This is a genomic window from Paenibacillus prosopidis (genome assembly GCF_003337375.1).
Taxonomy (GTDB): Bacteria; Bacillota; Bacilli; order Paenibacillales; family Paenibacillaceae; genus Pristimantibacillus; species Pristimantibacillus prosopidis.
Genome location: NZ_QPJD01000034.1, coordinates 1 through 10,843 on the forward strand (window position 1 = coordinate 1; position 10,843 = coordinate 10,843).

At 43.3% G+C, this 10,843-nt stretch carries 17 protein-coding genes and 3 pseudogenes; 13 read left to right on the top strand and 7 right to left on the bottom strand.

From position 1 onward, the window contains the following. Positions 1–207 (top strand): annotated as a pseudogene (locus DFP97_RS31250) (IS110 family transposase); the annotation flags it as partial. A gap of 418 nt (positions 208–625) precedes the next feature. On the opposite strand, the gene DFP97_RS29330 reads toward DFP97_RS31250, so the two are convergent. The 3 genes and pseudogenes from DFP97_RS29330 to DFP97_RS31820 form a co-directional block, all read right to left on the bottom strand. Next, positions 626–1,045, bottom strand: coding sequence for a hypothetical protein (locus DFP97_RS29330; RefSeq protein ID WP_114384207.1), 420 nt, complete (start codon positions 1,043–1,045; stop codon positions 626–628). A gap of 188 nt (positions 1,046–1,233) precedes the next feature. Then, positions 1,234–1,467, bottom strand: coding sequence for a hypothetical protein (locus DFP97_RS29335; protein WP_114384208.1), 234 nt, complete (start codon positions 1,465–1,467; stop codon positions 1,234–1,236). Positions 1,468–1,723: 256 nt separating this feature from the next. After that, positions 1,724–1,878, bottom strand: a pseudogene (locus DFP97_RS31820) (IS110 family RNA-guided transposase); the annotation flags it as partial. 168 nt (positions 1,879–2,046) lie between these two features. On the opposite strand from DFP97_RS31820, the gene DFP97_RS31050 reads away from it, so the two are divergent. From DFP97_RS31050 to DFP97_RS32015, 4 genes are all read left to right on the top strand, one after another. Beyond that, a complete protein-coding gene (locus DFP97_RS31050; RefSeq protein ID WP_181873729.1) occupies positions 2,047–2,187 on the top strand; it encodes a hypothetical protein in 141 nt (46 codons plus the stop codon). Positions 2,188–2,331: 144 nt separating this feature from the next. Then, complete coding sequence (locus tag DFP97_RS31055) at positions 2,332–2,472, top strand: hypothetical protein (protein WP_181873730.1); 141 nt, start codon at positions 2,332–2,334, stop codon at positions 2,470–2,472. Positions 2,473–2,623: 151 nt separating this feature from the next. Then, a complete protein-coding gene (locus tag DFP97_RS31060; RefSeq protein ID WP_181873731.1) occupies positions 2,624–2,761 on the top strand; it encodes a hypothetical protein in 138 nt (45 codons plus the stop codon). A gap of 292 nt (positions 2,762–3,053) precedes the next feature. After that, positions 3,054–3,188: a hypothetical protein gene (locus tag DFP97_RS32015; protein ID WP_281271025.1), complete on the top strand. Its 135-nt coding sequence runs from the start codon at positions 3,054–3,056 to the stop codon at positions 3,186–3,188. A 62-nt stretch (positions 3,189–3,250) separates the two neighbouring features. On the opposite strand, the gene DFP97_RS29345 is transcribed toward DFP97_RS32015, so the two are convergent. Continuing rightward, positions 3,251–3,646 (bottom strand): GGDEF domain-containing protein, encoded by a 396-nt coding sequence (locus tag DFP97_RS29345; RefSeq protein ID WP_114384209.1) that lies wholly within the window; start codon positions 3,644–3,646, stop codon positions 3,251–3,253. Between the two features lie 69 nt (positions 3,647–3,715). Between DFP97_RS29345 and DFP97_RS32440 the strand changes: the two genes are divergently transcribed. Further along, the gene (locus tag DFP97_RS32440) at positions 3,716–4,033 is read left to right on the top strand and encodes a YhjD family protein (RefSeq protein WP_484216279.1); all 318 of its coding nucleotides are present in this window, start codon (positions 3,716–3,718) and stop codon (positions 4,031–4,033) included. A gap of 132 nt (positions 4,034–4,165) precedes the next feature. Then, positions 4,166–4,726 (top strand): prepilin peptidase, encoded by a 561-nt coding sequence (locus DFP97_RS29355; protein ID WP_147275119.1) that lies wholly within the window; start codon positions 4,166–4,168, stop codon positions 4,724–4,726. A gap of 223 nt (positions 4,727–4,949) precedes the next feature. On the opposite strand, the gene DFP97_RS29360 is transcribed toward DFP97_RS29355, so the two are convergent. From DFP97_RS29360 to DFP97_RS29365, 3 genes are all read right to left on the bottom strand, one after another. After that, positions 4,950–5,309 carry a DUF3841 domain-containing protein gene (locus DFP97_RS29360; RefSeq protein ID WP_245976645.1) on the bottom strand — a complete coding sequence of 120 codons (360 nt, stop codon included), beginning with the start codon at positions 5,307–5,309 and terminating at the stop codon, positions 4,950–4,952. A gap of 367 nt (positions 5,310–5,676) precedes the next feature. Further along, positions 5,677–5,841, bottom strand: coding sequence for a hypothetical protein (locus DFP97_RS31065; RefSeq protein ID WP_181873732.1), 165 nt, complete (start codon positions 5,839–5,841; stop codon positions 5,677–5,679). A gap of 21 nt (positions 5,842–5,862) precedes the next feature. Then, on the bottom strand, positions 5,863–6,399 hold the full coding sequence (locus DFP97_RS29365; RefSeq protein ID WP_114384212.1) for a TetR/AcrR family transcriptional regulator: 537 nt from the start codon (positions 6,397–6,399) through the stop codon (positions 5,863–5,865). 286 nt (positions 6,400–6,685) lie between these two features. Here DFP97_RS29365 and DFP97_RS29370 point away from each other — a divergent pair, with 286 nt between their 5' ends. From DFP97_RS29370 to DFP97_RS29385, 6 genes and pseudogenes are all read left to right on the top strand, one after another. Continuing rightward, on the top strand, positions 6,686–7,477 hold the full coding sequence (locus tag DFP97_RS29370) for an SDR family NAD(P)-dependent oxidoreductase (RefSeq protein WP_114384213.1): 792 nt from the start codon (positions 6,686–6,688) through the stop codon (positions 7,475–7,477). Between the two features lie 60 nt (positions 7,478–7,537). Further along, positions 7,538–7,657, top strand: a pseudogene (locus DFP97_RS32020) (short-chain dehydrogenase); the annotation flags it as partial. A 58-nt stretch (positions 7,658–7,715) separates the two neighbouring features. Beyond that, a complete protein-coding gene (locus tag DFP97_RS32025; protein WP_281271026.1) occupies positions 7,716–7,907 on the top strand; it encodes an SDR family NAD(P)-dependent oxidoreductase in 192 nt (63 codons plus the stop codon). Positions 7,908–7,931: 24 nt separating this feature from the next. Then, on the top strand, positions 7,932–8,060 hold the full coding sequence (locus DFP97_RS32030) for a hypothetical protein (protein ID WP_281271027.1): 129 nt from the start codon (positions 7,932–7,934) through the stop codon (positions 8,058–8,060). A 140-nt stretch (positions 8,061–8,200) separates the two neighbouring features. Then, on the top strand, positions 8,201–9,580 hold the full coding sequence (locus DFP97_RS29380) for an aldehyde dehydrogenase family protein (protein WP_114384214.1): 1,380 nt from the start codon (positions 8,201–8,203) through the stop codon (positions 9,578–9,580). Positions 9,581–9,682: 102 nt separating this feature from the next. Continuing rightward, positions 9,683–10,345 (top strand): NAD(P)H-binding protein, encoded by a 663-nt coding sequence (locus DFP97_RS29385; RefSeq protein ID WP_114384215.1) that lies wholly within the window; start codon positions 9,683–9,685, stop codon positions 10,343–10,345. Positions 10,346–10,843: the final 498 nt, after the last annotated feature.

Consider the following 10,843-nt stretch of genomic DNA (forward strand, 5'->3'; position numbering starts at 1 on the left):
AAGCATTTGTACTTCTCGGTGTTTCACCTCTTATCTCACAATCGTGCATTCCAAGCCCTGCATGCACACAATATTGAAGTAAAACGAATGACGAACATGCAGTCTATGATGAAGTTGATTGCGAAATTGGCTCGAATGCTTGTAGCCATGGCGAGAGAAGGACAAACTTTCTCCGCGGATAAGGCTCAACCGCCACTAGCAGCTTAACAACTAAATTCGCAACTCAGAAAAGTGGCTTGGCTCATTTGCAGGATTTCACAAAGAAAGCACGGAGTATCGAGATTTTTACGCTTTAGGGCTTAGACCCGTCCGTTAACGTTGATCGGACTCCACACCTTGGATAGATAGGACGAAGGAATGTAAGGGCTTAGACCCGTTGAGATTTGGGAGAGTGAATCCCAAGGACCTTGTGGAGAGAGATGTGCAGCAAATCTTTCTGTGGAAGATGTTGTAAATAGACCAACACCTTCTATTCCCGCATGCCCTCAAACGGAACTGCCTAGCCCATGTTATGTAATCATTAAAACTCCAATTTTTACACGCATGTAAAATCCTTCGAATGAGCGAGCATTCGTGAGAAAATCCTTATTCTCTGAGGGAGCTCAATAAATTTCCTTATTCAGGACTACCCGATTCGTTTGAATGCTTTTTGAAGCTTTTCTCCATACTCCGTTTCAGCCAACTTGGGGGTTTGCGTTTTCGAATCAACATCACTGTAATAAAGAATTAGATAATTCTGTGCCTTATAGACAATCGGGGCTTGGGAACTGAGAAGTTGTTGACGCTCTTGAAATTGTTTTTGCCCAAGTTCCCGTTTTTCTTTGGTATCAAAGTCATAAACCATAATGGTTTCTAAGGTGTTATCAAGTATATATCTTACGGGTGTAATACCATCAAGTTTTGAAATGTCAGTGATTTTGTGTAGTTCAGTAATGCCGATTCCTTCCAAACCAATGGCCTCAGCCAATGATGCAGCCTTTTGCTGTTGAGAACAAGCAGATAATAGTAACAAGCTTAAAAATACTACAAACATTCCTTTTACCATTGAGTAACCCTCTTTTCTAATTGTTGTTCCTGGTTAGCGATGGAAAAATTCTCACTGGCCCACTACACCGTACATGAAGACTAGCATAAGTAAGACGCTGGAAATATGATAAGGTTGCAGTTTCGTCCAATCATTCTTTAACTAAACTATCTTCTCTTCCCATGTTAGAAAATGGTTTTGACTAAGTCCTAAATAAGAAATCCGAAAAATATTGAAACATTTATTATTATTGACCATCGAATTATTTGTCTTAGAGACCTTGGAGTTTGATTTAGTTGTTTTGGATTTTGAAATCCATTTACAGCATCATAATGCTTTATTACATCATTAAAGCCTTGTCTGTCGGAATAATCAACAGTATTGTTATCTGACTGAGTTGTATGAATAGTTTTATCCTCAAAGGGATTGTACTTATTATCCATTTCACACCTCCAGAAAGATATTTACTGGTAATACGCTTCAAGAGGCAACTGAACCAGTTATAACACTCGTGATGTCCGTTTATTCAGCTATTCTCTATTTCCATATTACTTCCATAATATCAACCTCAATAAATGGAGGCCGGTCTTGCTATCGTTACGGGTCGGTGCCCTTTGGTTGAATATATCCGGTACTCCGTGCTTTCTTTGAAATCCTGCGAATAAGCCAAAACTCGTACAACGAAACGGTAAGTATAGATTAAGCTGCTAGCTGAATTGGCATCGTTCTAGGAGGGTTGTAAGCTTCACCGCTGCGAGACATGCCAACTAAGATTCTAGCTAATTTGCCACACAACTTCATTATGGACCTCATTTTCTTCATCTTCTTTACTGTACATTGTAGGCATGCATGGCTATCGTCACATTCAGGTTGACGGTTCTTTCCCAATCCTTCCGATAAGGAAGCAGGACTGACCGGCTAATGTACTGGGGTTATAAAAAATCATCCTTCCCAGATTCACCAGTTGTGATCCATACTGAGTTAAGTTCAATCACACGAATATGGAGGGTGAGGTGATCACGATGAAAAAAACCATTGCTGTTATTATGATCGCTATAGCATTTATAGTTGGAACCACATTCGTAACAATTAAAGCTGAACAAGTTTATGCTGCTACACCGAATGGCGGTAGTAATGATCCTCCAGAAGGATCGGGAGGATAAGGAGTTAGCTTTGTTTTTTATTATTCATTTTGATACCTTCCCGAAAAAATTCCTGAAAACTTCCCGGGTACTGCCCTACAAATGGGAATATTTGATGTGATATGCTCTTCGTATTAACACTACACTGAGGGGTAGGTGACCACAATGAAAAAAGCCGTTGCTGTTATTATGATCGCTGTAGCATTTTTAGTTGGAACCACTTTCGCAACAATTAATTCTGAACAAGTTTATGCTGCTACACCGAGTGGCGGTAGTAATGATCCTCCAGAAGGAACGGGAGAATAACAACTAAGGAGTTAGCTTTGTTTTTTATTATTCATTTTGATACCTTCCCTAAAAACTTCCTGAAAACTTCCCGGGTACTGCCCTACAAATGGGAATATTTGATGCGATATGCTCTTCGTATTAACACTACACTAAGGGGTAGGTGACCACAATGAAAAAAGCCGTTGCTGTAATTATAATCGCTATAGCATTTTTAGTTGGAACCACTTTCGCAACAATTAATGCTGAAGAAATATATGCTGCTACACCGGGTGGTGGCGGTATGAATGATCCTCCAGTAGGAACATGATAAAAATTGATTTAGCCTCGTAAGTTGGTTCTTTTGTTTTTATTATTCATTATGATTCCTTATCTAATTTGATAATCAAATCAGCTTTTTTCCAGACATCCTCGCTCAGACCGGGACGAGATAGGTTCAAAAATTCATTGACGTCCTTACGTTCCATTATGATGTACATCGCCAGTTCGTTTTGATACCTTCCCGAATACTTCCTGAAAACTTCCCGGGCTGCCCAACAAATGGGAATATCTGTTGTGATTATTCTTCTTATTAACACTACACTGAGGGGTAGGTGATCACGATGAAAAAGGCCGTTGCTGTTGTTTTGATCGCTGTAGCATTTTTAGTTGGAACTACTTTCGCAACAATTAATGCTGAACAAGTTTATGCTGCTACACCGACTGGCGGTAGTAATGATCCTCCAGTAGGAACATGACAACAATTGGTGAGTTAGCCTTGGAAGCTAACTCCTTTTTTAACTATGAACAAAGGTCGCTCTCACGATTTAGCTGGCATCATGCTGCTCGTCTCGAATGGCATCGTAAGACACGACTCGACGTACGTGGCATTATCTGCGTTTTTGATAATCTGATCAGTAGTTATGCCTTCCTCAAACGAGGCATACCCGATACTGGCCGTTACGATCGTTTCATCCTCAATACGAAAGCGGATTTTCTCAGTTAATTCCGCAACGCTCACTTCCGGATCCTCGATCAACATAACCATTTCTTCGCCACCGTAGCGACCGGCAATGCCAATATCCTCTATTTCTTCCTTCAAAATAGAAGCGACCTCTTTGAGCGCTTTATCACCCTCTTCATGCCCGCGGGTATCATTCAGCTTTTTGCCCAGATCGAAAAAGACGATGGAGATTGGCGTACGCTCGTTTACCATAAACGATAGATATTAAAAAGGAAAATGACGTCAGTGAATTCGTCGTGATTCCTGGATTTGAGGAGAAAAATGACGTTGGCATATAAATTTCGACGATCGAGAATTAGTCATATTCAGCACATAGTAAGCTTGATACTCCCTTTGGTTCTAGCTCACGTCACCGAACGGATCAAGGAGGTTTGCTCCATGAGCGCCTATGTCCTTTATCTTGAAGTTATTCAAGTTAAACTTGAGGAAGAGCAGAAACATATACGCGCACTATTGCGGCAACGACAAATAAAAATTCTTGAGCTTGTGACTAAGAATGGTATTCTTTGCCGTTATGCCTCAAAAGGGTACGAACACCGGATAGATATGCTGCCGTCGGTCATTCTCATGGGCTTGTAAGAGGAGTAACCAAGAGGAAGGAATTGAAACCATGCTTATAGCTATTTTTATTACTTGCGCGGCCGCGATTGGATTGTGGGCGGGCGGTTGGATGAATTCATTCTCAATGCGCTATGCTCCAAAGGAGTCCAAATGCTAGCCCCTGCCCTGCCGGTCCGATTCTCAGCGGTGCTTGGTCTCGGACTCATGGCGTCATTCATGGAATTTTCGGAAGAATGGATTGTTGCAATCCCCTTCATCGTGGCTCTGCTCACGATTTCCTTTTGCGATTGGCGCCATATGATTATTCCGGATAAGATCACGATCCCTGGAATTATTTTAGCTGCCACGATCCGAATATTTATTCACCCGCTTCCGTATTGGGAGTATGTCGTTGCTGCACTGCTTGGCGGTGGTATTTTCTACTGCTTTAAGCTGATCGGCAAAGTTATCAGGAAGAGTGACGCCATCGGTTATGGAGACATTAAACTTTTACTTCTAACCGGTTTAGTACTTGGATTAAAGCTCACCCTGCTGTCATTCCTCATTTTCTGTTTCGTTGGCACACTCATGGGGATTTATCTCGTAGTATCACGCAGTGGGGATAAGAACGTTATTGTACCTTTTGGACCGGTGATCGCCAGCGCCTCGTTTATCAGCTATATATATGGAAACGAGATATTTTTTGGGGTTTACAGCAAGCTTCTATTGTAAGCAACATAAAAAAATAAGATTTCTTCATACAAATTACGCGTTCCCTAAATTTATAATAATTCACTCTGTTTTCTTGAAATAAAGTTCTCGACCTTTTTAACATTACTTAAACTTATTCTTCCTATAACACCTTGCAACCTTCTTTCTTGTATACCATGCCAAACAGGATCTCATTTTCTATCTAAATCAAAAATTCGTAGCCAACTTTCTTTTTTAGAAATACTTAGCTTATTATCGTAAAAAGCATTGGATTCCTCTTCGTTGTCAGCATTGAATGTGTTATAAGTACCATGTGCCAATCATCAAAATCAGAAACTAATACATCGCGATCATTCAAATCGAGTCTTAACCTGACACATTGAGTATAACTGCTAAAATGACAGGTTGAACGCATGTCGGGTTTTTTTATCCACAACCAAATAGGATACTCACCTTTGTAATTAGTTAATCTTTTGTTCATTTGTTTCATCATCCATGTATACTCTTTTGGGTACATTGCATACACTTTTGTTCCTTCTAAGTATCCTTGCTTTTTAAATTGCTCCCAAACCTCTGTCGTCTGTATTGTCCAATATGTAGACATCTATACCCCCATGAAAGCAGCGATTTCTTTCCCAAATTGTTCTGGATTCAATGTTACCTTATTATAGCTTAATTCGTCTCCATCTATATTCTCTACCGATACAAAACTGCTCTAATAAACGACACAAATTTGCTTATTAAAATGATTTTGTTACAACATTACTTCCAGTTAGCTTATCATACATATGTACGTACAAAATTTCTTATTTTGTACATATGTCTTTAAATCGGTTTAACAAAACAAAAAAATATTTAGTGTTGTTAACACTATTTTTAAATCGAAAAAAATATAAGTTGAAAAAAACACACAGCCGGCTGAGACGGCTGTGTACGGACTTCTCCCTTTTGCATACTGAACAGCTGCATTATCAAACCATCAGGTTCACGGAACTGCTTAGTCCATCAGCCGGATAAATAGTATTTGCTGACTCTTGTGCAACGGTTACCAAAAAAACAACCCCCGAAACCAAAATAGTTCCGGAGGTGATTGCTTTACTTATTTCTCCCTTTTTAAATAGCATTCCGTTGTCCACTTGCCTTTGAGGTCTCCTGACCTACACCTTAATGGCTCTCCAACACGCATCCAATGTCTGCCGAATTTGCTCCTCGCCAAAAGGATATTTTCCTCCCAAATATCCCCTTATCGAAGTAGCAACCATGCCTTTGATGAGATGACAGCAAAACATTTGATCCATTTCGCTGATGATGCCCTGCTTCTGACCTTCTTCGATAATGGCAAAAATCTCAATCATCGCAGGATTCATCATATTTCTCACTTCTTCGTGGATATAAGGAGAATCGCTATATCCTTCCAGAAACAGAATTTCTTTGGGAAAGCTCAGCCCGTAATCCACCATGCGTCTCAGAATGCCCCTGGTTCGTTCATAGATAGTAAGATTAGGATCATAGCCGGTCATGATCACCTCTCCCATGTGGATGAGTACATTTTTATAAAGCTCACTAACCAGCTCTTCTTTGTTATTGTAATAATTATAGAAGGTGCTGGAGCCGACATTGGCTCGTTTAAAGATTTTCGGAAAAGTAACGGACTGTATGCCCTCTTCAATGATCAAGTCCAGCGTTGCAACCATAATATCCTCTCGCTTACCCGTGTTTATCCCTTCCTTTCGGGAAAATATTTTCTAGTTTATTATAGTTTTGAAACATCACAGTGTCAATATTGGAATTATTGTTCCACTAAAATAGTAATAATTCAATAATATTTATTGTATTATAAGAAAAACAACGTAAAATAGAATAAAAATTCTATTTTGTTGACAATTACACCTTCACCCCTTATAGTGAAAGTAGAAAATATTTTCTAACCCGATTCGCCAGGTTCATACAACTTTTTTTATAAATCAGGAGGTCATATCAATGGTTAATTATAAAGGCAAAGTCGCACTGGTTACAGGTGCTTCATCCGGTATAGGAGAGGCATACGCAAGAGAGCTTGCCGCAAGAGGCAGCCATGTCATTGTGGTTGCACGCTCGAAGGATAAACTGGAGGTTCTCGCAAAGGATTTGAAAGCTTCCTATGGAGTAAATACCTATGCTCTGGTCAGTGATCTCTCTAAGCGCGGGGCTGCTGGAGAACTGGCAGAACAAGTTAAGGCGCTTGGCCTGAAGGTGAACATTCTGATTAACAATGCAGGGTTCGGCACGCACGGTCGGTTTGAAGAAATCCCCATGGATCGTTACCGGGAAATGGTTAATCTGAATATCACCTCACTCATGGATATGACCGCTCAGTTTTTACCCTACATGCAGCAGCAGAAGGATGGCATCATTGTTAATGTTTCTTCTTTTTTGGCTTTTTATCCATTCCCTTATATGGGGGCTTACGCCGCTACCAAAGCGTTTGTGCTATCCTTCTCGGAATCGCTCTGGGCTGAGAACCGGCAATTGGGAATTCGTGTTCTGGCGTTGTGTCCGGGAGCGACCAAAACAGGATTTTTCGATGTGGTCGGTACTACGGATTTGCCGGGAGGCGTTACGGGTACTCCTCAGTCCGTTGTAAGGACCGCCTTTCGTGGACTTGCGAAGAACCGCAGCTATGTTGTAGACGGTATCGGCAATTACTGGACCGCCAACATCAGCCGCTTTTTCACACGTAAATTTATGGCCGCCTTCTCTGAGCGTCTTGCACGCCCTGCATCGAAGAACTAAAAACCTGTATTACACAAACTTGGAAACAAAGTTATCATCTCTGGGCGGCGTAAAGAGCGTCTGGAGGAGACGATTAAAGCGAATCCCGGGATGTCCGCAGTGGAGATGAATGTACAGGATCCTGACAGCATAAAGACGGTCGCCAAGCAGTTAATCGAAGAATACCCGGATTTAAATGTCTTGTTTTACAATGCCGGCATCATGCTTCCCGATAACGCAGCGGACGTGATGGACGAAGATGTTGGTTTCGACTGTCTCGACAAACTTGCTTGGGCCAATCCGTATGACGTCTGCGTTAATAGAGCATTTAAAGTCCAAAGAAGAAGCGGTTATCATCAACACGACTTCGATACTTGGATTCGTGCCGCTAGCGATGACCGCTGGATATTCGGCGACGAAAGCAGCACTCCATTCCTACACGCATGCTTAAGACACTTCGGTAAAAGTACTGGAAATGGCTCCACCAGGGGTTCAAACGGATCTGATGGATCTCAACAATCCGTACGCGATTCCGCTTACGCAATTTATTGAAGTAACGATGAAGGTACTTGGTACGGATGCAGACGAGGCTTCTGCGGCGTAACCGTGCTTACGTGCTGCGACGGAAGTGAGTCGGCCCAAAGGGTTGTTATTTTTTAAATACTGATTTGCAAATGATTTTGTCGTGTAACATGATTTACGTTCAGTATCACGAACGCCAAACACAAAGGAGAGAGAATGCAAATGAATAAATTCGAAAATAGGTTCAAAAGCCAAAGAGAGTATTTCAACACAAACGTTACCCGTTCATATGAGTGGAGGATCGAGCAGCTTGAGCGTATGGAGCGGATGATCGGCGAAAACAATATCGCGCTCCAGGAAGCGATGGAACGCGACTTCAAGACGGCTTCACAGGAAAAAGTGTTCGAGACGAGTGCAATGCTCGCAACCATCCAGTTTATGAAACATGAGTTGAAGTCGTGGATGGAGCCGGTTGAGGCGCCGCTGCCGAAGTTTCTGCGAGAGTCCGGTCATAAGGGCATCGTCACTCGTGATCCCTATGGAGTGGCCTTAATTATCGGTGCGTACAACGGGCCACTGACATTGCTCATCCACCCTGCACTTACTGCGCTCACCGCCGGCAATACTTGTATTCTCAAACTGCCTGCTACCTTAACGGCAACCAACGCGCTTCTGCTTGAACTCGTGCCGAAATATTTCGATCCGCGTGCGGTAACGGCAGTCACCGGCAATCGTGAAGAGATCACCGAACTGTTGAAGCTGCCGTTCGATTTCATCTTCTTCACCGGCAGTACAAAGACCGGCAAGGTGATCATGAAGGCGGCAGCCGAAAATCTGACGCCCGTACTGCTCGAACTCGGCGGCCAGAATCCGGCATTGGTGGATGAAACGGCAAACATTCCGGATGCGGCCAAGAAGCTCGTTTGGGGGGCTACTGCATGGGGCGGACAATGGTGTACTTCTCCCGGCTATGCCTATGTCCATGAATCGGTAGCCGAAGAATTCGTCTCGGAGGCCAAAAAGGCCGTCATAGAGCTCTACGGCAACGATCCGAAAAACAATCCGGATTTTTCGAATATCATCAACGCGCGGGAAGTTGAACGGCTCGCCAGTCTGATTGACCCAAGCAAGGTGGTGTCAGGAGGTCAATACGATGCGGAAGCCCGTCACTTCGATCCTACCATTCTCTATCCCGTCACATTCGACGACAAGATTATGGAAGGCGAAATATTCGGTCCGATTCTGCCGATCATTATCTACAAAACATTAGATGAAGCGTTCACCCAAATCACGTCGATGCCCCGTCCACTCGGCGCCTACGTGTTTAGCCGGGACCAGAAAACGATCGACCGCTTCATTGGAGGCCTATCTTTCGGCGGGGGAGCAGTAAACCAGACCAACGTTCAACTGTTCATCGAATCGATGCCGTTTGGCGGGATTGGGCCTTCGGGGATGGGGCACTACTACGGTAAGTACGGGTTCGACTCGCTGACTCATGCCAAATCGATGCTCATATCGCCGCCTGACGTGGGAATTGATCATCTCCTTCCGCCGTACACACAAGAGAAGGTTGAAGCTTTAGTAAAATGGTCCGATTATTGATGTAACCGGTTCAAGTTCCAAGTGCAGTCCGTTTCTCCTTTAGGAGCCGGGCTGCATTTATACTGAGATCAGGAATCCATCGCCTAATAGGAGGTGAAACTCATGATGAATCGAACCGCTCTTGTGCTCGGAGCGACCGGCCTGATCGGCGAACAGCTAGTCAGTTTTCTGTTGCAAAGTGAAGAGTACGTCCGGGTGACCGTGCTTGTTCGTGCTCCTCTCCCCTATTCCCATCCCAAGCTGTACACAGTGATCGTCGACTTTGCACGGTTGGAGGACTTCTCAGAGGAGATCGTCGGGCAGGATGTATTCTGCTGTTTGGGTACGACGATCATAAAGGCTAAAACGCAGGAAGCATTTCGCAAAGTTGATTTACATTATCCCGTGCAAGTAGGGCAAATTGCCAAACGTAACGGAGCGGAAAAGTATTTACTCGTCAGTTCAATAGGATCTAATAAGATCTCCCGCATCTATTACAGTCGGGTCAAAGGAGAAGCGGAGGAAGTATTGGCCGCGGTCGGTTTCGATCAGTACCACGTGTTCCGCCCTTCACTCCTTCTGGGAAAGCGAAAAGAATTTCGGATCAAGGAAAAAGCGGGAATACTCCTCTTCCCGTTTCTTTCCTTGTTCATGGTCGGTCCTCTGCGCAAATACAAGCCGATTGGAGCAGGCCAAGTTGCCTACGCGATGTATCGGATCGCCGTGAGCAAGCAAGTTAGGCCCTACGCGATCTGGGAGTCTGATCAAATCGCAAATATTCAGTGACTATTCAGGTACCCTGCTCTTGGGTACATCAATCCGATTATGGGGACGTGGGCGGAAGGCACGGGTGTCTCTGTCTTTTATCGCGGCGGAATCTGGATAAATATATTGGCGGCGTAACCGCAAACTATGAGGTAAAATAAATTTTTCTTTTTGGGAGGGTTTACAAAAAAACTCCCATTTAAACATGCATGTGAAATTCTGCGAATGACCGAGCATTCGTGAGAAAATCCTTATTCTCTGAGGGAGCCATCCATGCATCTCTCGTCTCTCTGGGTACAGCCTATCTATTGATCGGCTGCCTTCGTTATTTAATGCACAAACTGCTGCAAGATTTATGCTACTTCGAAAACATTGCAAACTCAAAGTCACTGATAAGTATAAACGAAACCGTTTTTTGCTTGTTTTCGTCGAACAAGAACGATATATAATACTCGTTCTGCATCGTATCATTGGGCAGTTGAGAGGATTCCAGCTTGACTAATGCTTCTTCATCGCCTT

Coding starts and splice junctions, on each gene's coding strand:
- DFP97_RS32015 (WP_281271025.1), top strand. CDS start 3,054: ATGAAAAAGGCCGTTGCTGTTGTTTTGATCGCTGTAGCATTTTTAGTT.
- DFP97_RS32440 (WP_484216279.1), top strand. CDS start 3,716: ATGACGTTGGCATATAAATTTCGACGATCGAGAATTAGTCATATTCAG.
- DFP97_RS29385 (WP_114384215.1), top strand. CDS start 9,683: ATGATGAATCGAACCGCTCTTGTGCTCGGAGCGACCGGCCTGATCGGC.
- DFP97_RS29345 (WP_114384209.1), bottom strand. CDS start 3,646: ATGGTAAACGAGCGTACGCCAATCTCCATCGTCTTTTTCGATCTGGGC.
- DFP97_RS31050 (WP_181873729.1), top strand. CDS start 2,047: ATGAAAAAAACCATTGCTGTTATTATGATCGCTATAGCATTTATAGTT.
- DFP97_RS29380 (WP_114384214.1), top strand. CDS start 8,201: ATGAATAAATTCGAAAATAGGTTCAAAAGCCAAAGAGAGTATTTCAAC.
- DFP97_RS31060 (WP_181873731.1), top strand. CDS start 2,624: ATGAAAAAAGCCGTTGCTGTAATTATAATCGCTATAGCATTTTTAGTT.
- DFP97_RS29365 (WP_114384212.1), bottom strand. CDS start 6,399: ATGGTTGCAACGCTGGACTTGATCATTGAAGAGGGCATACAGTCCGTT.
- DFP97_RS32030 (WP_281271027.1), top strand. CDS start 7,932: ATGGCTCCACCAGGGGTTCAAACGGATCTGATGGATCTCAACAATCCG.
- DFP97_RS32025 (WP_281271026.1), top strand. CDS start 7,716: ATGTTGGTTTCGACTGTCTCGACAAACTTGCTTGGGCCAATCCGTATG.
- DFP97_RS29355 (WP_147275119.1), top strand. CDS start 4,166: ATGCTAGCCCCTGCCCTGCCGGTCCGATTCTCAGCGGTGCTTGGTCTC.
- DFP97_RS29330 (WP_114384207.1), bottom strand. CDS start 1,045: ATGGTAAAAGGAATGTTTGTAGTATTTTTAAGCTTGTTACTATTATCT.
- DFP97_RS31055 (WP_181873730.1), top strand. CDS start 2,332: ATGAAAAAAGCCGTTGCTGTTATTATGATCGCTGTAGCATTTTTAGTT.
- DFP97_RS29360 (WP_245976645.1), bottom strand. CDS start 5,309: ATGTCTACATATTGGACAATACAGACGACAGAGGTTTGGGAGCAATTT.
- DFP97_RS29335 (WP_114384208.1), bottom strand. CDS start 1,467: ATGGATAATAAGTACAATCCCTTTGAGGATAAAACTATTCATACAACT.
- DFP97_RS29370 (WP_114384213.1), top strand. CDS start 6,686: ATGGTTAATTATAAAGGCAAAGTCGCACTGGTTACAGGTGCTTCATCC.